16 protein-coding genes and 2 pseudogenes are annotated in these 20,154 nt (G+C 58.7%); 9 read left to right on the top strand and 9 right to left on the bottom strand.

All coding sequences use genetic code 11. The features are described from left to right. Positions 1–180 precede the first annotated feature (180 nt). The gene (locus KBY86_RS13155) at positions 181–912 is read right to left on the bottom strand and encodes a hypothetical protein (protein WP_255141435.1); all 732 of its coding nucleotides are present in this window, start codon (positions 910–912) and stop codon (positions 181–183) included. A 1,029-nt stretch (positions 913–1,941) separates the two neighbouring features. On the opposite strand from KBY86_RS13155, the pseudogene KBY86_RS13150 reads away from it, so the two are divergent. After that, a pseudogene (locus KBY86_RS13150) lies at positions 1,942–2,103 on the top strand (transposase); the annotation flags it as partial. Between the two features lie 137 nt (positions 2,104–2,240). On the opposite strand, the gene KBY86_RS13145 reads toward KBY86_RS13150, so the two are convergent. Further along, positions 2,241–3,149 (bottom strand): hypothetical protein, encoded by a 909-nt coding sequence (locus KBY86_RS13145; protein WP_255141434.1) that lies wholly within the window; start codon positions 3,147–3,149, stop codon positions 2,241–2,243. A 180-nt stretch (positions 3,150–3,329) separates the two neighbouring features. On the opposite strand from KBY86_RS13145, the gene KBY86_RS13140 reads away from it, so the two are divergent. Together KBY86_RS13140 and KBY86_RS13135 are read left to right on the top strand one after the other, a co-directional pair. Further along, positions 3,330–4,442 carry a glycosyltransferase gene (locus KBY86_RS13140; protein WP_255141433.1) on the top strand — a complete coding sequence of 371 codons (1,113 nt, stop codon included), beginning with the start codon at positions 3,330–3,332 and terminating at the stop codon, positions 4,440–4,442. 377 nt (positions 4,443–4,819) lie between these two features. Continuing rightward, entirely contained in the window at positions 4,820–5,134 is a 315-nt protein-coding gene (locus KBY86_RS13135; RefSeq protein ID WP_255141432.1) for a hypothetical protein, read from the top strand. Between the two features lie 178 nt (positions 5,135–5,312). Here KBY86_RS13135 and KBY86_RS13130 read toward each other — a convergent pair whose 3' ends face one another. The 3 genes from KBY86_RS13130 to KBY86_RS13120 all read right to left on the bottom strand — a co-directional run bounded on the left by KBY86_RS13130 (position 5,313) and on the right by KBY86_RS13120 (position 7,701). Next, a complete protein-coding gene (locus KBY86_RS13130; RefSeq protein WP_255141431.1) occupies positions 5,313–6,245 on the bottom strand; it encodes a DUF5672 family protein in 933 nt (310 codons plus the stop codon). Then, entirely contained in the window at positions 6,245–6,871 is a 627-nt protein-coding gene (locus tag KBY86_RS13125; RefSeq protein ID WP_255141430.1) for a class I SAM-dependent methyltransferase, read from the bottom strand. Before KBY86_RS13125 ends, KBY86_RS13130 begins: the two co-directional genes overlap by 1 nt. A gap of 74 nt (positions 6,872–6,945) precedes the next feature. After that, the gene (locus KBY86_RS13120; protein ID WP_255141429.1) at positions 6,946–7,701 is read right to left on the bottom strand and encodes a sulfotransferase; all 756 of its coding nucleotides are present in this window, start codon (positions 7,699–7,701) and stop codon (positions 6,946–6,948) included. Between the two features lie 32 nt (positions 7,702–7,733). On the opposite strand from KBY86_RS13120, the gene KBY86_RS13115 reads away from it, so the two are divergent. From KBY86_RS13115 to KBY86_RS13105, 3 genes are all read left to right on the top strand, one after another. Beyond that, positions 7,734–8,351: a hypothetical protein gene (locus KBY86_RS13115; RefSeq protein WP_255141428.1), complete on the top strand. Its 618-nt coding sequence runs from the start codon at positions 7,734–7,736 to the stop codon at positions 8,349–8,351. Between the two features lie 278 nt (positions 8,352–8,629). Continuing rightward, positions 8,630–8,908, top strand: a complete 279-nt coding sequence (locus KBY86_RS13110; RefSeq protein WP_255141427.1) for a transposase — start codon at positions 8,630–8,632, stop codon at positions 8,906–8,908. Between the two features lie 15 nt (positions 8,909–8,923). Further along, a complete protein-coding gene (locus KBY86_RS13105; RefSeq protein WP_255141426.1) occupies positions 8,924–9,607 on the top strand; it encodes an IS5 family transposase in 684 nt (227 codons plus the stop codon). A gap of 187 nt (positions 9,608–9,794) precedes the next feature. Here the strand turns inward: KBY86_RS13105 and KBY86_RS13100 are convergent. Continuing rightward, positions 9,795–10,776: pseudogene (locus KBY86_RS13100) on the bottom strand (IS5 family transposase). A 340-nt stretch (positions 10,777–11,116) separates the two neighbouring features. Between KBY86_RS13100 and KBY86_RS13095 the strand changes: the two are divergent. The 3 genes from KBY86_RS13095 (at position 11,117) to KBY86_RS13085 (ending at position 14,828) form a co-directional block, all read left to right on the top strand. Further along, positions 11,117–11,962, top strand: a complete 846-nt coding sequence (locus tag KBY86_RS13095; RefSeq protein WP_255141425.1) for an ABC transporter permease — start codon at positions 11,117–11,119, stop codon at positions 11,960–11,962. Between the two features lie 3 nt (positions 11,963–11,965). Beyond that, positions 11,966–13,375, top strand: a complete 1,410-nt coding sequence (locus KBY86_RS13090; protein ID WP_255141424.1) for an ABC transporter ATP-binding protein — start codon at positions 11,966–11,968, stop codon at positions 13,373–13,375. A 637-nt stretch (positions 13,376–14,012) separates the two neighbouring features. After that, positions 14,013–14,828, top strand: a complete 816-nt coding sequence (locus tag KBY86_RS13085; protein WP_255141423.1) for a galactosyltransferase-related protein — start codon at positions 14,013–14,015, stop codon at positions 14,826–14,828. Positions 14,829–14,837: 9 nt separating this feature from the next. Here KBY86_RS13085 and KBY86_RS13080 read toward each other — a convergent pair whose 3' ends face one another. The 3 genes from KBY86_RS13080 to KBY86_RS13070 are packed head-to-tail and all read right to left on the bottom strand — an operon-like array spanning position 14,838 to position 20,129. Further along, positions 14,838–16,100: a glycosyl transferase gene (locus KBY86_RS13080; protein WP_255141422.1), complete on the bottom strand. Its 1,263-nt coding sequence runs from the start codon at positions 16,098–16,100 to the stop codon at positions 14,838–14,840. Further along, positions 16,097–17,791 carry a glycosyltransferase gene (locus tag KBY86_RS13075; RefSeq protein WP_255141421.1) on the bottom strand — a complete coding sequence of 565 codons (1,695 nt, stop codon included), beginning with the start codon at positions 17,789–17,791 and terminating at the stop codon, positions 16,097–16,099. The genes KBY86_RS13080 and KBY86_RS13075 overlap by 4 nt, the downstream gene beginning before the upstream one ends. Beyond that, positions 17,784–20,129 carry a glycosyltransferase gene (locus tag KBY86_RS13070; protein ID WP_255141420.1) on the bottom strand — a complete coding sequence of 782 codons (2,346 nt, stop codon included), beginning with the start codon at positions 20,127–20,129 and terminating at the stop codon, positions 17,784–17,786. Before KBY86_RS13070 ends, KBY86_RS13075 begins: the two co-directional genes overlap by 8 nt. Positions 20,130–20,154: the final 25 nt, after the last annotated feature.

Raw genomic sequence — 20,154 nt, 5'->3', positions numbered from 1 at the left:
TGATCGCTGTAGGTGAACCCAGGGCTCCAGGCCGCGGATGCCCCGGAACTCCATCAGGCGGCGGCTGATGGGTCAGGCCAGAATATCTGAAGCCGTGATGGCGGAAAATGCTTCGGCTGAACTGGCAAACTGGCCCACAGTCCCGATCTGAATAGCGCCTGCAGCGGTGAAACTAGGCCATCATTTGCCAATCTCCGTGAACAGCACAGCCGTCCAAGCACTGCCACTGCCATACACCCCAAGCACGTAATCCGCAACGACAGCAGATGCGTTCATGGTTGCACACACCAATGCATATGTTGCATCAGCGCCACCAGCAAGAGCGAATTCACCGTCTCCAGCAGTGCCGAAACCACTGATCACATCGGCATCCGAGGTGAAGTCAAGCAACTGATCGATCGCACCTGTTGCGACGTTGCCTGTTTCCGCTTGTCCCAAGCCGCCGGCATAGTTGAAGTCTTCGATGCCATCTTTGCCGTACATTCTGTCAGCTCCCAGACCTCCGCGAATGAAGTCGTCGCCTGCTCCAGCTCTAAGATCGTCAACGTTAGAACCGCCAATGATTGTTTTGTTGCCTTTGCTGCCAAATAGGATCGTGCTGAGGGAATTGACGTCTGCATCGAGAGTGCCATCGCCGGCTCCCCCGAATAAAGGTGAATTAGTTTTGCTCACATTGCCAAGCAGAAGAATCACGTCTTTCCCGGCATCTCGTTGACAGTGCTGTTGCTCGGGCGAGGCGCCTGCAAAAAATTGAATCAAATCATTTCCGCTATCTCCTCGAATGGCCGAGGAGATGAAAGCTCTACCCATCAGGAGTTCGTCATTGCCGTATCCGCCGAATATTGAAGAAGATGAAGCTCCGGAAAAAGCATTGACTAAATCCATTTCCTTGGTTGCCGTTCGCAGGCGCATCAAATAGAGTTACAAGGTTGATTGCATCGGCGCCTTGTCCGCTAAATGCGGAGCTTTGCGTGAGTCTGTCGATGACAATGATGTCATCCCCCTTGTTCCCATTTAACAAGCTGTTGAAAGCGTTTGTGCCAATACTTCTGATGGCATCGTCTCCGTCTCAGCCCCGAATGGTGTAATCAGAAACCTGAGCTGCACTGCTCCGAAAGTCGATGACATCGAAGGCAACCAGCCCCTCTGCAAAAACGCGCTCGTCAATACTCTGGATCAGAATGAGGTCAACGCCGGACGTTCCCATGAAAGAGGTGACATCGTTGGCGCCGGTGCCAGGAATGGTGGTAAATGCTAATGATTCCTCGAACGAACGAATATCGCTAACACTAGGTCGTGATTGTGAACATCGTCAACTCTGTGACTTGGCTCTGGTGCTTGCTCTTTCTCGCGGACTTTCCAGCAGTGGATATGCCGGTGCCGTTTCTGCGATTCTCTTCTGCTTAATGCTGATGAGGCATGTCATCTTGTTGATCATGGTGTCGGCTTCGGGAATCCGTCGAGGCGAAATGAATGACCTCAGCCGACCAGGTTGGCTCGGATAGTAGCACTCTGGAACGGATCTGCCCAATGTCCGTGGCTTCATCCATTCCTGAAGCCGTTCTGCCCGGTGTCAACTACGTAGACGGCCGCGTTGGTGGGTCATTGATGCCCCCGGTAAGGACGCCAAATCACCGCCTATCGACCGACCTGGTGTTGGGCTGACTCCCGTGCGCGCTTGCGGCAGCAGCTCTCGCCAGTGATTTGAACGATGGTGCTGTGGTCCACCAGCTGGTCCACCGGCAACACCGGCGCGCTGCCGACGGAGATGACCCTAGATGCTGGCTACTGGAGCGAGCACAACGCGAACTGCTGCGCTGATCAGGGCATTGATGCCTACATCGTCACCGGTCGGTTGCCCCACGGGCAGCCACCGCCGCCGAAGCGAGGCCCAGTGCCCAGACATGCCGATGCCACGTCCCGCATGATTCGCAAGCCAGAAGGAAGAAGGGAAGTGCGATCGATGCCCAGCGCAAAGCGGTCGTGGAGCCGGAGAACGACCAGATCAAGGAAACTCGTGGCCTGCGGCGCTTTCTGTTGCGCGACTTGGAAAAGGTGAACGGTGGGTGGCACCTGATCGCCGCCACGGACAACCTGCTGTAGCCGAAGGCCTTTGCGAAGGAGTGGTTGGTAAGGTTGCATCGATCACAACAGCAGGCGCTGGCGGCAGCACCGGGATGAAGAGGCGTTCGAGGTGACAGGCGGACTTCTGCTCTATGGGCAACAAACTCCTTGGGTCTTTACGGTTGATGGCGTTGGGGAAGTTCGCCAAGGAGCCGCAGGAATGAGGGGTTGCCGTGCTCCAGGGTGAGAAAGTCCCGGCACGCCCAGCTGGGCTTGAGTACTGGGAAATGGCCCAGCACCGTGCCAGTGGCGGCCGTTTCCAGCGGCCCCACAAACGGGGCTGGCGGCCAGGGGGCGGTGCGCAGCTGTTCCAGCTGGGGCTCACTCAGGCAAAAGCTGCCTGAATGGGGGTTGGAGGCCGCCATGAAGCTGATCTCCTGCCCATCCCAGAAGCGGCCACAGGCCACCACCTGCTCCTCGCTAGCCCACACCGGCTCCCCCTGGCCCACCGACTTGATCGGCCCATCCACAAAAAGGCGCTGGGGCGCATTGGCCACGCTCGGCTCCATGCGATGGGGCATCAACACAAAACGGTGTTCGGTGCGGTGGTGGAACCAGGCCAGCTTGTCGGCATAGCGCAGATCCTGCACCACCAGATCATCCTCCAGATAGAGCTGGAGATCAGCGGGGGGGGCCATGTCGAGCAGCTGGCGCACCGCCGCCAGCGGCAGCTGCATCGGATCGGCCAACTCCAGCTGGTGAAGCACGAGCCGCGGCTCAAACAGCTCCACCACCTCCCGCAACCAGTGCTCGCCGCACACAAACAGATGCAGCTCCACCTGCAGGGACGGCAGGCCAGCCAGGGCCGGAGCCGGCGTGAGCTCTAGCTGGCGCTCGGCGATGTTGAGAATCCAGTCGTGCCGAGCCCGGTTGAGCCCCAGCACGCTGCCCAGGCAGCGGGCCAGGGACAGGCTGCGCGGCAGGCGATTACTTCGCCGGCCAGAGCCATAGCCGCCACTGGCTTCGCTCGCCCCTTCCCGGAAGAAGTGGGGAATTGCCACCCGCAGTCGAAGCGGCTTGGTCATGGGCGCAGATCAGGCCGCTCCATAATCTCCCGATCAGGTGCACCGGCTGTGAAGCTGCTTTTTGTTCACCAGGGGTTCCCTGGGCAGTACATACATATCCTGCGGGCCCTGTCAGCAACGGGCGGCCACCAGCTGCTTGGCCTGGGGATAGAGGTTGCGGACGTACCACTGCCCAAGGGTGTGCAGTACCTCCGCTACGGCATCAGCCGCGGCAACGAGTCCGGTCTGCACCCGTGGGTGCAGGACTTCGAGACCAAGGTGATCCGCGCCGAGGCCTGCGCCCAGGCCGCCGATCAGATCCGGCGCCGGGGGTTCACGCCCGATCTGATCTGTGGCCATCCCGGCTGGGGAGAGCTGCTGTTCCTGCGCGACATCTGGCCCGACGTGCCGTTGCTCACCTACCAGGAGTTCTTCTACAACCCGTTCGGCTTCGACTACGACTTCGATCCAGAACTGCAGGGCACTCCCGACTGGAGAGGCTGCGCCCGCATCCGCACCAAGACGGCCAACCAACTGCTCAACCTAGAGGCTAGCAACTGGAGCGTCACCCCCACCGACTTCCAACGCAGCAGCTACCCCGCCGCCTGGCAACAACGCATCAGCGTCATCCACGACGGCATCGACTGCGAGCGGGTCCGGCCAGACCAGGATCCCGCACCGCTCACCTTGGCCGATGGCACGGTACTGACGCATCATCAGCCGCTGGTGACGTTCGTCAACCGCCGCCTCGAGCCCTATCGCGGTTGCCACACCATGCTGCGTGCCATCCCGGCCCTGCAGCGCCTGGCACCTGACGCCCGCCTGCTCATCGTCGGTGAGACGCGCGGGGTTAGCTATGGCGCCGTCTGCCCCCAGGGTGAATGGAAGGATGTGTTCCTCGCGGAGATCGAGGGGCAGTACGACCCCAGCCGCGTGCACTTCGCCGGCAAGGTGCCCTACGAGCAGTTCCTGTCGATCCTGCAGTGCTCCTGGGCCCATGTGTACTTCACTTATCCCTTCGTGCTCAGCTGGAGCCTGCTCGAGGCGATGAGCTGCGGCTGCGCCGTGGTGGGTTCCGCTACCGCGCCGGTGCAGGATGTGATTGAGCACGGCGTCAACGGCCTGCTGGTGGATTTCTTTTCCCCCGGAGATCTAGCCGCCGCCATCGCCGAGCTGTTGGGCGACCGCGCCCGCGCCCGGAAGCTTGGCGAGGCTGCCCGCACCACCGTGCTGCAGCGCTTCAGGCTGGAATCCTGCGTGCAGCGCCATCTGGCTCTGATGGATCTGGTGGCAAGCGGGTCCCTCGGCCGCTGATCTCAGCAGCGCGGTAAGCTCTTGCGCCAGATCAGAAACGATGGGGGGCCGTGCTCCAGCGCAGGCAATCACGTTTGGGCTTGGAGTCTGTTGCGCCTAGGCCCCCTGCAGCCACTCCACCAACGCCCCTGGATCAGCCAAGATCTCTTTAACTGCAATGGACTTGGGCGACAGACGTGGGCATGCAGAAGCCCAGCGCCTTCCGGCCCTGGCCGCCTGAGCAGACGACTCTGCTTCCGCCGTCGCCCCGTGAGAAGGAGCTGGAGGATGAATCAATGCCTTGATGTGGAGGGCCGAGATCCGCGTAGCAGCAAGGTTTCCGCGTAGCGGTTGCCCAGGAAGACAGGCGCGACGGCAAGGGCAACCTCGGCAGTGAGTTGCCGGAGGAGCTGCGGCACCAGCAGGGCCGACTGGCCAGGATCTGCCAGGCCCGCATGGAGATGGAGGCGGAAACTGCCGCTGCTGCAGCTTGTGAGCGGCAGGAGGAAGCTGTAGCAGCCAGCTCCAAAGTGGCGGCTGTTTGTGAAGCCGACGCACCAGCGACCGAGCAAGCTGAGCTCACCACGAAAGCCGAGTCGGCAGCAGCCAAGGCCAAGGCCACCAGGGAGCAGGCGATCGAGTCTGCGGAGAACACCGGTGTGGAAGCGCCAGACCTGGAGCCGCTGGCAGGTGACGCGCTGCACAGGCGCTGATCCAGATCGGCAGTGCCGATGGCCATGATCCGGCGCTCCGCGATCTCCTCCTGCTCACTTGGGGCCAGCGCCACCTGCCGCGAGCTCTGCGTCCTGGGGCGGAAGGATCAGTAGCCATCGGCTAGCTGGTTCGGGAGGTCGTCGTGCGGTATCGCCACCCGCACCCAGCAGGGTCGCCTCACCGGCCCTCCGCCACCCGGCTAGTGGCCACACCGATGGCGGTGAGCGCCATCACTTGCTTCAGATGGCGTTCCAGCAGCTCCGCGACCTCGCCGGCGGCGAGGTACCGCCAGGCCGCATGGGCGCCGCTGCAACGCTGGGCCTGGGTTTCACAGCTGAAGCGCTGCACCACCGGCAGCGGCGGCAGCACCGCCTTGATGCTCACCGCCGCCAAACAGCGGGCAAAGAAGATATCCTCCGGTTCCTCCGGCGGCGAACTGCAGCGCTCGGCGATCTCGGCCATCCGTTCGCAATGGCGCACCGACAGCCCGCCGTTACCATTGATTACCCCCTGAGGGGTGGTGCCGCACAGGGCCCGACTCTCCCACTCCACCCCTTGCAGCTCCAGCTCAGCGCTGTAGATCGGAAAATCCATCGACAGGATTCGCCCGCGCGCCCAGGGGGATCCCACGTAGTCGTAGGCAAATACCTCCTCCTCCGGTGGTTCGATCAGCAGGGTGTCCACCTGGAAGGTGAGTACCCGCTCGGTTTCCAGCATCCTCCAGAACTGTGGATCCTTGAGCAAGGTGTTGTAGGCCTGCCAGCTAAGCGCCTCGGCCCCATCGACCGCGATCCCGATCACCTCCACCCAGGGCCCTAGATCCGCCACTAGTTGGCGACTGGCCGCCAGGGCCTGCGGCGAGGTGAACCACTTCACACGCCACCCCAGCCGTCCCATCAGCAGGGTGTTCAGCACACAGGACCGCAGATGGGGCGTGGGCCGATCGTCCACGATCACCGCCAGACGCGACTCTGCGGCCGGCCCGCCACCGGCTGCCCCCAACAATGCGGCCCAAGGTTCAAGGTACACCCGGGCCACATAAGCCAAATGGGTCTGGAAACTTTCGATTCTGTAGAGCTCGATCTGCTGGCTGCGGCTGAGGGCAACCATCAATTCTGGTGGCGGAACTCCACCATCACCTGATTGCGTGGGTGACACCAGTCGCCGATGTAGTCCATCTGGTAGCCCTGGGTGGCACCGAAGCTCTCCATCTGCTCACGCGTGTAGGCGAAATAGCCGTGGTCGTGGGGGTCGCTGGGATTGGCCCGCTCATGCTCCACCTCGAAAAACGTGGCGAAGAAGCGGCCTTCCGACTTCAGCCACGGCCGCAGCTTCTCCAGGCAACGGCCAATCAGCAGCGGCGGCAGGTGGGTGAACAACGACTGTGCGATCGCCACATCCACCAGCGTGGCCAACTGCTCGAAGGAAAAATCAGCTGAACACAGCAACCGTGGCTGCTTGCTGGCCTGCAGAGTCCCCCCCAGCTCCTGCTGCAGGCCCGCATCAAGCAGCTGCTGCTCCTTCTCCACTCCTAGGTAATGGCCCGACTCCAGGTAGGGGATCGCCTTCACCCCCAGCCGTAGGGATCCACAAGCGATATCTAGCAGCACATGCTCCGGCCGCAGCCCCTGCTGCTTCAGGAAAGCGAACTGGAGACCACCGATCTCCTCCCATAACCCGCCTACGTATGTGCGATGGCCTAGTTGGAGGATGCCCTCGGGACCTTGGGGAGGCAAGTCAATCTTTTGCTCACTCCTTTTCCGCCACCAAGCCATATGCAGTTGAGCCGGTCAACGCAATGATAGGCGCATCACCACTGCAGCTGATAGCAGCGCTCCATCGTCCGATAGGTGGGTGCCAACTGCTGGCGCAGCCAGAGTCGCAGGGCAGGATCCGCAGCCTCAGCCTCAGCCTCGCCGGCACCGGCATTCCATCGCCCTACCGCGCCTGGCAGCGGGCACTCCGCCAGTTCCAGAAACGCCAGAACCCGCCGCCACAGCGGCTCAGGATCGGTAAACAGATCTTCACTGCGCAGCAGCAGCAATTGCTCTTGTGGAAACAGCAGCTTGTAGTGCGCCAGCTGCAGCTCATAGCGGCTGCGGCTCAAATAGCTATGCACCTGGTGGGACAGGTGGCGGCCATCAGGGGCGGCCAGCGCAGCCTCCGCCCCCGCGAGCCTGCCAGGCTCCGCCGCCAGGGCTGCCTCCATCGGCAGGGGCTCAAGCCCCAGCCGGCGGGAATGGAACAGCCCCGAAAGGCAACGCTCCACTGGATCCCGCAGTAACACGATCAGGCGGGCCGCCGGCAGAAGCTGCTGGATCCGGCGCGGCGCCTCAGGGTGAAACAGGTAGTAGGGCGTGATCTCCCCGCAGCGCTTCCCTGCCCCGGCTAGCGCGAACTGCTGGCAGTACCAGGCCGTACCACGGGCATAGTGCAGGCTGAAATAGTGCACCTCCTTCGCCGGCGGCAGAAAGGCCCCAGGATGCTGCTCAAGCATTTTTTGCAGGGTTGTCGTGCCGCCCCTCTGCACTCCGAGTCCCAGGAAGCTCGGCAAGTCGCCGTCCATATAATGCGCCTGCAGAAGAACTTCACCGGACCGTGATTATCGCTGACGCCTTCCTCTGGCTGCACCTGCCCAAAACCGGAGGGACGTCGATGAACCGCCTGTTTCGCGAGCGGGCCCTTCCTGGTGTGGCGGTTGATCCCGACGACACCCCCCAGAAGCACGATTCGATCGCCCTGCGCGAAAGCCGTGGGCCCTGGCGTGCCGGCCAGCGCCGTCGCGTCATCACGGCCAGGCCCCTGCACCGCTGGCTGATCAGTGACTGGCAGCACAAGCGTCGCCACATGAACCTGCCGGACCTGCCTTTTGATCCGGTGCGCAGCGGCCTGTTCTATTCCCTGCGTCTCGGCGGCACCTGGGTGGCCGCCGACTGGTGGCTGCAGTACTTCGACCTGGATGAGGGGGTCACCGCCCTGAGGCTCGAGCACCTCCAGGACGATCTCAACCGGCTTCTGCTGCCCCTGCTGCCCGCAGGAACCGCCCCCTTTGCCCCGCCGCCGCGGGAGAACAGCAAGCCGGAATCCATTACAGCGTTCGAGTCCACCTTCCACCAAGACGACTTGGCCCGCATGGCCATTGTCAATCCCCGCTGGAGCGCATGGGAGCGACAACTGTATTCAGATGACTTGGGGCGAGTTCGTTGGGTGATCTGATACTCACCCTGTTGATGAATAGGTACCTGGTTGGCGCATCACTTTTGGCTCTCCGCTCTGGGCCATTGATGATCGGGTGGTAGGAGGGAAACCTGCCATCTTCAGCATTGCCATGGTTGGCCGCAGGTTGGCACATCTTATGGGCACCTCGAAAAATCAACAACGCGCTTGATTCCTACATGATCTGGATTATGATTGGTTGAATAATTTTCGTGCCAAAGGTGGGTCAGAGAGGCTTCTTGGACGTACAGCAAACAGTCGCAAAGCTCCAGGATAAAATGCCGGTTCTCAAGAGCCTGGCTGATTCGATTCCATGGGAATCATTCCGCCCACTGCTTGACAAGGGCTATGAGCACGAGCGCAAGAGCAATGCAGGGCGCAAGAGGATTGATCCGCTGATCCTTTTCAAGATGCTCGTTCTCCAGCAGCTGTTCAATCTGAGCGATGAAGAGCTTGAATTCCAGGTGAACGACAGACGCTCCCTTGAGGAGTTTGTCGGGCTTGGTGTGATGACCAGCATTCCAGATGCCACCACAGTCGCTTTCTTCAGGGAGTGACTGCGCAAGGCGGGAGTGATCGATGAGCTCTTAGAGATGTTTGAGGGATACCTCCGCTCCCAGGGTCTCCAAGCCCGTGGCAGTCAGATCATCGATGCGACTCTTGTCCCGGTTCCCAAGCAACGAAATACCCGCGAGGAGAACAAAGAAATCAAAGCCGGGAGGCTGCCTGAGGGTTGGGATGAAAACCAAGATCGCTTGCAGCAAAAGGATTTAGATGCTCGCTGGACAAGAAAGAACGGCATCAGTTACTACGGTTGCAAGAACAGCATCTGCATCGATGTTGACCATGGTTTCATCCGCCGATATGCTGTCACTCCTGCCAATATCCACGACAGCCAGATGCTTCCACGCCTGCTGGATCCTGAAAACGAACATGACTATGTCTGGGCAGACTCAGCGTATTCAGGTGAATGCTTTGAGGATCTTCTGAATCTCGGTGGCTTCGAAAGTCTGATCCACGAAAAAGGCGCTCGCAATCATCCTCTGAGCAACGCAGCCAAGGAATTAAATCGTGTTAAGTCGTCAATCAGAGCTTGTGTCGAGCATGTCTTTGGCAGTATGATCATGTCTATGGGTGGAAAGCTGACAAGTAAGATTGGGCCAGAAAGGAACGAGGCTTGGTGGGGCCTCAAGAACCTGATATTCAACTTCCTTCGTTTTCTCCAGCGCTCTGACCACGTAGCTGTGGTTGCATGAATTACTAATAGAAGTGCCGCGGTTCAAGGAAACTCGTTAATAGTTGACGTAATCTATGCTTGCACAGCCGCCTCGTTGGCGGCATTTTTATGTCCGCATGACTTCTGTTGTGTGCTGATTATTCGAGGTGCCTTTATGACGTCCATGACGGACGATCTTGCCCACAATGGGCACACCACTCCCTTGGTCATGTCTTGCATAGCAGTTCTTGGCGCACCATGAATAGGTTCGCCAGGGCTGCCAGCACATTGTCCTTGCAGCTGTTCTTGAGCATGCCACGCAACCGCGTTTTCTGAAATCCGAACTGCCGTTTGATCACGCGGAACGAATGCTCGCCCTTCGCAAGGATGTGAGCTTTGGCGGTCTCGATCAGATCATCCAGCCGTCCCTCGGGGGTATCGGGCAGAGCCCGTCGCTTTCCTGGACGCATGGCAACACGGAAAACCGATACCCTTCCCTTCCATTTCGGGTCGCTTCTCGATCCCCTGGTAGCCGGCGTCGGCGTAGACAACTGTCTCCTCACCGTGTAAGAGCTTGGCAGCGGAAGTGAGGTCGTGAACATTGGCGGCGGTGGTTTCCACCGAGTGGAACAGGCCAGTGTCCTTGTCGACGCCAATGTGGACTTTCATACCGAAATACCATTGGTTGCCCTTCTTTGTCTGGTGCATCTCTGGATCCCTCTCCCCAGCCTTGTTCTTGGTGGAACTGGGAGCCGCAATCAAGGTGGCATCAATGATCGTGCCCTGCTTCATAGCCATGCCGCGGTCCTTGAGATGGGCCTTCACCACCTGAAAGATTTGCTCGCCCAGGTTGTGCTTCTCCAGCAGGTGCCGGAACGCCAGGATCGTGGTCTCATCCGGGATCCGCTCGCTGATCAGGTCGATCCCTGCAAATCGGCGCATGATCGGTACCTCGATCAGCGCATCCTCCATGGCTGGATCGCTCAGGTACTACCACTGCTGCATCAGATGGACCCGGAGCATTGTCTCCAGCGGATAGGCCGGGCGACCTCCCTTGGAGCTGGTCTTGGGGTAGTGGGGCTCGATCAGATCAGTCAGCGCCTTCCAAGGCACAACCTTCTCCATCCCAGCCAAAAACTTCTCACGTTTGGTGCGCTTCTTGGCTGTGGTCTGCTCGTAGCCACCGAACCCCAGCTGCTTGCCTCCCATGAACCCAGCCCTTACCTGCGATCACAAGGCCATTGTCCCGTGAAAGGACTGGGTTTTCCAGGATCTCCCTAAGAGTCTGTGGTAGGAAAAGGGAGCAACGATCCGAGCCGCGTACCTGTTGGACTCTTGTTTTAACCACCTTTTCAGACGTTTTGTGGGCCATGATGTTAAACAACTTAGATGGTGATCGTTCACGTGCCGGCGCCATGTACCGCACCAATGTCTGTTTCTGGGAGCTCCCGACTGTTCGGTGCCTGCAGGGCTCCTGTTGCAGAGAGTCACAGTACATCAGTCCTCATCATGTGATGAGCTGTCTTGGTGGTGCAGTGGGTGAACAGTGGTGAAACTCACCTTACTGCGCTTCCCTGGAGCGCTCTGGCGCCAACGGGAACTGTTGGCCCAACTGAGTTGGCGCGAGGTACAGGGACGCTACCGTGGTTCCATGCTGGGTTGGGGATGGAGTTTGTTTACACCGCTACTGATGCTGGCGGTGTATACTTTTGTGTTTTCCCAGGTTTTTCAGGCGCGCTGGGGAGACTTGCAGCAAAGTGGTCCGCTGATGTTTGCGATCAATCTGTTTGCCGGACTGATCGTGTTTAACCTCTTTTCAGAAACTGCTAATCAGGCGCCAACGTTGATGCAGGATAATTCAAACCTTGTTACCAAGGTGATCTTTCCCCTTGAGATCCTGCCGGCCGTCACAGTGGCTGCCGCCTCCTTTCATGCCCTCACCAGCGTCGTCGTACTGGTGGCCTTTCAATTGCTGAATGGACTGCTTTCTGCGTCTGCACATGGCCTTGTCAGCAACGGTATCCCGGTAACGTTTCTGTGGCTTCCGCTGGTTTGGCTGCCGATGGTATGTGGCTGTCTTGCGTTGGGCTGGCTGCTTTCGGCTTTGGGTGTTTATCTCCGTGATCTTGGTCAGGTGAGCAGCGTGGTGGTCAACCTGATGATGTTTCTAAGCGCTGTTTTCTATCCCCTGAGTGCTCTGCCGCCCCAGTGGCAGCCGCTGTTAAGCCTCAATCCTCTCGTGCTGGTGATCGAGCAGACCAGGCAAGTGGCGGTGAATGGCCTGCCGCCTTCCATCAGCTATCTGTTATGGGGCTGCTTGTTGGGGCTGCTGGTTTGTGAGTTGGCCTTTCGCGGCTTCCAGAAGGCTCGCCGCGGTTTTGCGGATGTGCTCTGATCAATGACAGTCATTCATTCTCCATCAGATTCCGAATGTGCCGTACGGGTCACGGGCATCAGCAAGTGTTACCGGATCTACCGGCATCCGCGTGACCGGCTGCTGCAGTCCCTTTGGGGTAGGGATCTACGTGGCAAGCGGAAGCAATTCTTTCGTGAATTCTGGGCCCTGCAGGAGCTGAGCTTCAGCTTGGGGTTGGGCCAGACCCTCGGGGTGGTGGGACGCAATGGATCTGGCAAGAGCACCCTGCTCCAATTACTTTGCGGCACGCTCGAACCCACGTCTGGTGAGGTGCAGATCCGGGGGCGAGTCGCCGCTTTGTTGGAGCTTGGAAGTGGTTTTAACCCAGAGTTCAGCGGCTTGGAGAATGTGTTCCTCAATGCCTTGTTGCTGGGTCTCAGCCGGGGAGAAACCGAAGAACGGCTCGATGAGATCCTTGCCTTTGCTGACATTGGAGACTTCATCAACCAGCCGGTCAAGACCTATTCCAGTGGTATGGCGGTGCGGCTGGCTTTTGCGGTGCAGGCCCACATCGACCCTGATGTGTTGGTGGTGGATGAGGCCCTGGCTGTTGGTGACGAGCTTTTTCAAAAGAAGTGTTATAGCCACCTGGAGCGCCTTAAGGAGCGCGGCACTTCTGTCCTCCTGGTTACCCATAGCTGTGCCCAGATCCTTCAGCATTGCGATCAGGCCTTGCTGCTCCACAAGGGCAAGGCTCGGATGTTGGGCGCACCTGCCAAGGTCACGGTCACCTACCAGCGGTTGATCAACGCCAGCGATGCTGAGTGGGATGGTGCTTTCCTGCCACCAGAGACGATTCCTGCAGACGCTGTTGTCCCGACAATTACTGCAGCCCTTCCGCCTGTGCCAGCAGGCAGCAATGATTCTGACGCCTGGTTTGATCCTCACCTGACTCCCCAGTCAAGTGAGATCTACCCGAGTCACGGCGGCCGCATCTGCGATGTCTGGATTGAACGAGGTGCAGGGAAGCGAGTGAATGTGTTGCCGTTCGGCGCAGACTTTGTTTTGGTCTTCTGCTATGAGGCTGACCAACCTCTGCATCAGGTGGTCATGGCGTGCCACATCGCGAGCCACACGGGCCAGCGCGTCAGCGGCCAGAGTCTACCTGAAGACGCCGGCCCCCATCATGGGGGGCAGATTGCCGAGTTTGCTGCCGGCTCCCGTTGGCAGGTGCGTTTTTCTTTCCGAGGCGGCCTCTGGCCTGGCCTCTATTTTATCGGAGGTGGAATCCTCAGTTATTCTGGTCAGGAACGAAGCTTCGTTCATCGCGTCGTGGACTTCCGTGTTCTACGGGTCTTGGAAGATCGTCCTGTCCAGATCATTGGGGCTTGTTCGTTAAAGGCAGGCCCTGCGGCAATGGAGCTGGTCCCCATCGTCAATCCAGCGGTGTAGAGATTGGATCCTGTCCCATCGACCTCACAAGCATTGGCATACGTCCCCAGGCAGAGCTTCGCCACCGGTTGCTTCGTCTCGTCTTCGGCTCCCCCCTGCCCTTCCTCCAGGTCGCGCTGCTCGAACGGGAGCGGCTGCCGATGAAGCGTGCGCAGGCCTGTCGCGAGCACGGCCGTTCTCGACCAGCGGGCAAGCACCTCACCCACCATCCACAGCCTCGGTCATCTCCTCGAGGTGTTGATCCTGATGGGAGCTGTCAGGGTATGAAGCCCGCTCCTTGGCGAAGCTGCCGCAATGTACCCTCAGTTCTCCGTGCACGACGAGACAGATGCCCGGCTGCTCCCCCCAGCGAAGGTCACTGGGACCCCAGCCAACGCTTGGACGCAGCTCGTGTCTCTCGCCCCGCCTGTGATCGAAAAGCTACGCAGGTGGTTGGGGTGATCAGCACCATTCTCAGGTCGCTGGCCTTTGCTTGCGGCCCCTACTGGCCGATGACCCCACCGCGGTCCTATTCCGTTGGCCACCCCATTCATTTCGCCATCGATGCCTCCTTGATGCCCAGGAGGCTGAGGCGGCTCTTCCAAATTGGCTTTCAACAGCGGCCGGATGTCAAGCTGTGCATCACTCTGGAGCAACTGTGAACAGCATTCAGCGCCAGATGCAACTCGTACTTGTTGCTTACCGCACGAGCCGATCGGAAGTGGAGACATTGGCCCAATGCCTTGAAGCCTTGGATCCACGGATTGGCTATTGCGTTGTAGTGAATGGCTATTCTCCTGGTGAATCGATTGAAGAGCTGTCGTCTCGAGCGGATCTATTCTTAACCAGTTCTAGCAATCTGGGCTATGGACGCGCCGTCAACTTAGCGGCTAAGGCCTTGGCAGAACAGGCCATCCAGAGGGAGGGGGAACCAGCTCCATGGCTGGCGGCCCTCAACACTGACTTAAGCTGGGAAGATGGGAGCTTTGAGCGATTACTCCATTGGCTGAGTAGCCACCCGGATGTTGTCCTGGCTGTTCCTCAGATTCAAAACCCGGCGGGAGAGGTTCAGCACTTGTGCAAAACAGATCCCACGGTGTTCGCAATGATCAGTCGCCGATTTGTTCCCGCTTGGCTTAAACCTGCGTGCTTACGAAAGCTTGACCGACACTTTGTCATGGCGAGTAGTCCACTGGATCGCGTTCTGGATGTGGAGTATCTCAGTGGCTGCTGCATGGTGATACGACGTCGTGAATTCGAGAAGGTGGGCGGCTTTGATGAGCGCTTTTTTCTCTATCTTGAGGATGCCGACCTTACACGGTCCCTGCGGGCAGAGGGTCGGTGTGTGTATACCCCAGTGATGAAGATAACCCACGCTTGGGGTCGAGGAAGCCACCACAGTCTGCGGCTTACAGCTGTGAATCTGGCCAGTGCTTGGTTGTATTTCTGTAAGTGGGGATGGCGCTGGTGGTGAGCTGGTTGCTCAGCGGAGTCTGGCTTTCACACCGGCTAGCCCTTCTTGGCGCAGCACTTCCCATGCGCGGCGTCCGAGCTGCAAGCCAGTCTGCGGCTGAAGGAGTGATTGCCGTAACAGATCTGCTGCACGGGCTTTTAATGATTCCTGCGGCTGGCTTCCTAGGTATCCTGGTGAAAGGGGAGTGCTGAAGCGTCGCAGCTCCTCGGCTTTGGTGCTCTCCTGGAATAGCTTCGGATACTCTTTTCTGGCTTGGCTTCGCCACCAATCTTCAAATCCATGGGCTGCGAATGGGTCTGGGTAGGTCTTCTGAAGATCGCGACGGCTCCGGTAAACCAAACGCTGTTCCTTGGAGATCGCCGAGCCAGAGTCGAAGCAACCAAAGGCCCAAGAGCGATGGGTCAATGGATCGTTGATAAGTGGCCGTATCTGGTCAGAGTACCAGGAGACCAGTTCGTGCAAAGCAGGGTTATTGCCTCCATTCTTACAGGCCATAATCAGATGGGCACCGCTGTCAAAACCGGTGAAGTGATAGAAGCCCAATGGCTCGCCATCCACGAGGAAGCTGCCATGTTGATCTTTGCTAAGTTCGCGGGTTGTTATATTCCAGGTGGCCACATTCAGGCGGCTGGACCTCATGATTGCCACACCAGGGAAGAATGCTGGCACGAGATCAATCCATCGTTGATCAGTGAATAGGCCGTTTGGAATATCGTCACGGCAAAAGTAATAGGTGCGCTCAGCCCACCAGCGGGCAAAGGCACGCCCAACTTCTGTGTTGCTTACGCCAATGAAGCCGAGGTTGTAGATGCCGTGCTTCAGGCTGCAGATCTCGTTGTCGATAACTGCCGGAAGACTGCTCTCTGGTCTGGTTTGGTGGGGTGTCAGTACAACGGTCGCTTCATCAAGTGCCTCAAGGATGTCTGTGAGGGGAGAAAAGACTACGGTATCTGGGTCGAGATAAATAACCTTGGCGCCTTCTTCAGATTCGTTGAGTAAATGATCTAGCATCCACGGCTTGATCGCAGTGGCCAACTCAGTAATGGAGTGGCAGAAAGCCCAACCCTTCCAATCGTCGATCTGGAGATCCACAATCGGTGTGATGGCGTCAAAGGGCTCCTGGCTAATTTCGAGGTCATCTGGAAGTTGGTCTGCCAAGAGAAGATGAAGCTTCCAGTCTGGATGATGACGCCGTAACGAATAAAACAGCATCCTCACTTTGGGAATGTAGTTCAGTGCGGCGCTGGTGAAGACTTGTACGGGTTGAGTCATGTGTTTTGGGAGGGAGCTGGCGTGTGGTATGAGGCTTGGAAGAGCTGGCGCAAACTCTCCAAAACATCGCTTGGATCTTGTGACTTTAGCACCAACCCCTTTTCGTATTGTTTGACTCGTTCTGCCGGTGCGCCATAGCTAAAGCAGGCGAGTGGAAGACCGAACTGGATGATCTCTTGGGTGACATAGGAAAATGTCTCTGGCCAAATGGAAGGGAAAAGCATGATGTTGGCACCTGACTCCAGGATTGCCTTGGCAAGATCTTCTCGCTGGTATGGGCCACTCTGGCGCACAATGGCAGGGTTGCATCTGCCTTCAAGGCTGCCAATGACTGCAATGCGCTCCATGGCTCCTTGCTGTTCGATCTCTTGAGCTAAGCCCTGAACAAATGCGGCTCCTTTGTGAAATCCTATCTGACCAACAACGCCGATGACAAGCTGGTCTCTATTCTTGATGACTAGAGACTCTGTATCTATGTAGTCTACGGAATGCGGTTGCACCGTGACTGATTCTTCCCTGACGACTACTGGTTTTCCTGGCTTGCGTCCATAGGCTTTTTTCAGCAACTCAATGCTGCTGTGCGAAAAGGCAATGATTTCATCCGCTTGCTGCAGCATCGGGGCCCACGCCGCTCTCCATTGTGCAACGTCTCCTTGAAACAGGCTGGTGAAGCCGTGGCGATTGTTGGGAAGACATCTCCGGCAGGACTCAAGATCAGGTATGTTGCAGAACTCGCCATTGGCGTTGATCAGAAAATGAGATGGACATATACTGAAGTAGTCGTGCAGCAAAACTGTGAGTCTTGCTTGATGCTGTTGCTTGAGGCTTAGAACTAACTCTGGAATCTTTTCGGCGCCGACAAAAGAAACTGCCGTATTGTATGTGATGGTTGACAGTGGTATTGCTGAGAGGGTTGGCAGAAGATCAGACGCTTTCTCCAGGCCAAAGCGCAGCTGCTGAGTTCTTGTCTCGACGATCAGCATCGGCTGCAGTCTGGCGAGGTGATAGGTGAGTGTAAACACCGTGTTTCCCTGCTTCAACCACTGTTTCACCACATCCATCCGATAGTGATTGGCACCGCCACCCAGTCTGTGGTCAATGATTAGATTGAAGCTAGCTCCCTGGTTCGCCCCGAGACTGACCAGATCGTCCTCTGTGAGTCTCGGTGGAAGTGATTGCTGCGGCATTTCCCCAAGCTGGCGTGCCAGCTTTTCACACAGGCTTGCGACCTGACCGCTGGCCAGAAGTCTTAGCGCGCGTTTCCCGTAGCGCAGCAGCTGCCGTATCGCTGCCGTACGTTGCTGCCAGGCGGTTGGGCAGAGTGACCAGTGCCATCGCGCCGATGGGATTTCCAGGTTGAGTCTTTCTCCATTGTCCAGGCTCGCTGACAGCACAAGGCGATCGCCACGCCTGGGCTGTCTTGGCCATGCACCCAGACCCACAAAGCCTGACTCCAAGGCTTCTGGGTGGGCCTGGTGGACCTGAAATACATCTGGACGTGGTTTGCCTGCGTCCAGAATAATCTGGCCAACCAGAATCTCTTTGCCCCCATTTTCAGGTGTGCGCAACTGAAGGGAAAGATCGTTAATCCTTTCGCCCGGTACAAATAGCCAGCCAATGACATAAGCTGTGCTTTGGTTTAGCTGAAACGACTCGAGCTCCCAGGTCGCTGGCGTGCTGGACTTAGGCATGGATGGGCGAATCGAGTTGAAGCCAGGGATGGCGGAACATGAGAATGCGTTTGAGTGACCAGAGATGGCTCAGAGTCTTTCTTGCCTGCATTGAGGAGTTGTGTCGGTTGTAAACCGCCAATCTTTGTGGGCATATCACCCCGTGCAGCCCAGCCTCAATGAGCTTGCACCAGAAATCGTAGTCCTCCCAGCCACCAGGAATATGGGTGTAACCGCCGACAAGATGCCAGTGCTCACGCCTCACCAACGCCATGGCATCGATCTGATTGCCTCCTAACATGGCCTGTCTTTGCCAGGGAATGTGGGAGAGAAGCGCTTGTTCGGGTTGCCCATCCACCAAGCTTTCGTTGCGTAGCTCCACCATGGGATGCACGACTGCCGTTGTGGATGGCGAGCGCTCAGCAACCGCCAAGCAAAGGGCGACCGCTTCCGGTTCCAAGGAATTGTCGGCATCAAGCACAAAACACCATTCCGCCTCGGAGGCGGCAAAGGCTGTGTTTCGGGCTGCCGCAAGACCACCGTTTTCGGTATGGCGTAGCAGCACAGCGCGCTGGAAGACCTGGCTGTGCTCACGAAGCCAGGCGCTCACCCGTTGTTCACCGCCATCGCTGGAGCTGTCATCGACAACGATTAACTCCAATGGTCGGAGGCTTTGCCTCCTCACGCTCTCCAACGCTGTGAGCACCCGATCGGCGTAGTTGTAGAGGCTGATGCAAACGGATGCTCGGGCTCCTGCTCTACCGCTTTCCCATAGCACCTCGGAGTGGGGGGTCGGTGTCTGGCATGGCGCCGGTGCTGGCTTGCCGGTTCGCTGCCAGTGCAGTTCGGCCAGCAGTTCTTCAGCCTTCAGGGGGGTCTTCAGCAATACCGGCGGCAGCCAGTCGTGATGGAGTCTGCTGGGCCGATCCAGTGCGGAAAACGGCAGGCCTTCACGCTCATAGTCACTCGGGTCCAACCTCACCAGTTGAAGGCCAGCACTGCTGCATGCATTCAGCCAACCGGCCAGCAGTCGCGCTGCTTCGGCATTGGCGACGTACAGACTGTCGAAGGTGGGCAAGCTCCACGCACCTGTTGGCATGATTTGCTCCCAGCTTTTGCCTCCTCCTCCGAGGCACAGCATGTCCCCATGGGTGCTCAGCACGCTTGGAGCTGGCAGGCCGAACAGCTGACTGGCGGCGTCGGCATCAAAGCTCTCATTCAACCAGCCGCTGCTGGGGGACCCGGGGTCCAGCCAGAAGGCCCGAACGCCCTGCTGGCGCAACTCCTCTACCCGTTCCAGCACGGGGTCGAGCACGACAGGCAACTGGCGCAGCAGCTCCAGCGCATTGCTGCTCTGGGTCACTGCCAGGGATTGCAGGTGGAGTCCCACCGGCTCGGCAGATTTCTCCTCGCTCAGCTGGAAGCCTTTGGGCAGCGGGCAGCGTTGCAACCAGGCGTGAATGCTCCAGTGGCACGGGGTGGCGCCATAGCCCACGACCTCTAGTCGGCACGTAGAAGGTAATGGTGTGTGGGGAAGCAGAGGGAGCTGGTCGCGCCAGTGCGGTGCCGCCGGGGCATGGTGACGGGGATTGGCTGGCTTCAAGGCTGATGCCCCCAAGGTGCGTTCCAGTTGGCGCAGGCGGCGATGAATCGGCATCGGCAAGTTGCCAGAGCTTTGGCTACGGCGATGCTCCGGCCTGATTTCGGCGTAGGCCGCCGCTTGCGCTTCGGCGCTGGGGGGAACGCCACAGCAGAAGTGGCCCAAGGTGGAGAGTTGTTGCTGGGCTTGTTGCTGGAACCAATGGCTGTAGGACACCACAAGACGCGGGAGGTCGCCGCTGTCTTCCAGGATGCGGATATTGTGATGCCACCAGAGTTGCTGTGCCCGGACAGGGGTCATGCCGGCGGCGCTTCCGTCGCGGCGCAGCAGGGAGACCATCACTTCGGCTGGATCGCGTACGGCGTGAACCAGCGTTAAGGGGATCGAGAGGTCGGTGCAGACCTCCTTCCAGAGTGGCAAAAGGAGGCTGCTGCGGGGATCTTTGATGGCCCAAGGCCCCTGATGTTGCTCGGCTTCATCGGCCAGAAGCTTGCCTAGTTGGTTTGCGGCACGGCGTGTGCACGGCCAATCCATCCACCCGTCTGGTAGAGGTAATACCCCTGCGGCACTTGGCCACCAGCGACCCAGGTCGATGAGCAGCTGCTCTTGAAGATCCGTAACATCGCGCCGTTCGAAATAGCCTTCCGGATTGTGTATGTCGCCGGCAAACATGTCGCCAGGCAGTGCAACACCAAGGTGTGGAAGCAATGAGCCCAGCAGCGATGTGCCACTGCGATGCATGCCGACCAGCAGAATCAAAGGTGCCCGAGTTGACAAGCTGGAG

The sequence above is a fragment of the Synechococcus sp. Lug-A genome (assembly GCF_024345655.1).
Lineage (GTDB): Bacteria > Cyanobacteriota > Cyanobacteriia > PCC-6307 > Cyanobiaceae > MW101C3.
This window is presented reverse-complemented; position numbering and strand designations above follow the sequence as displayed.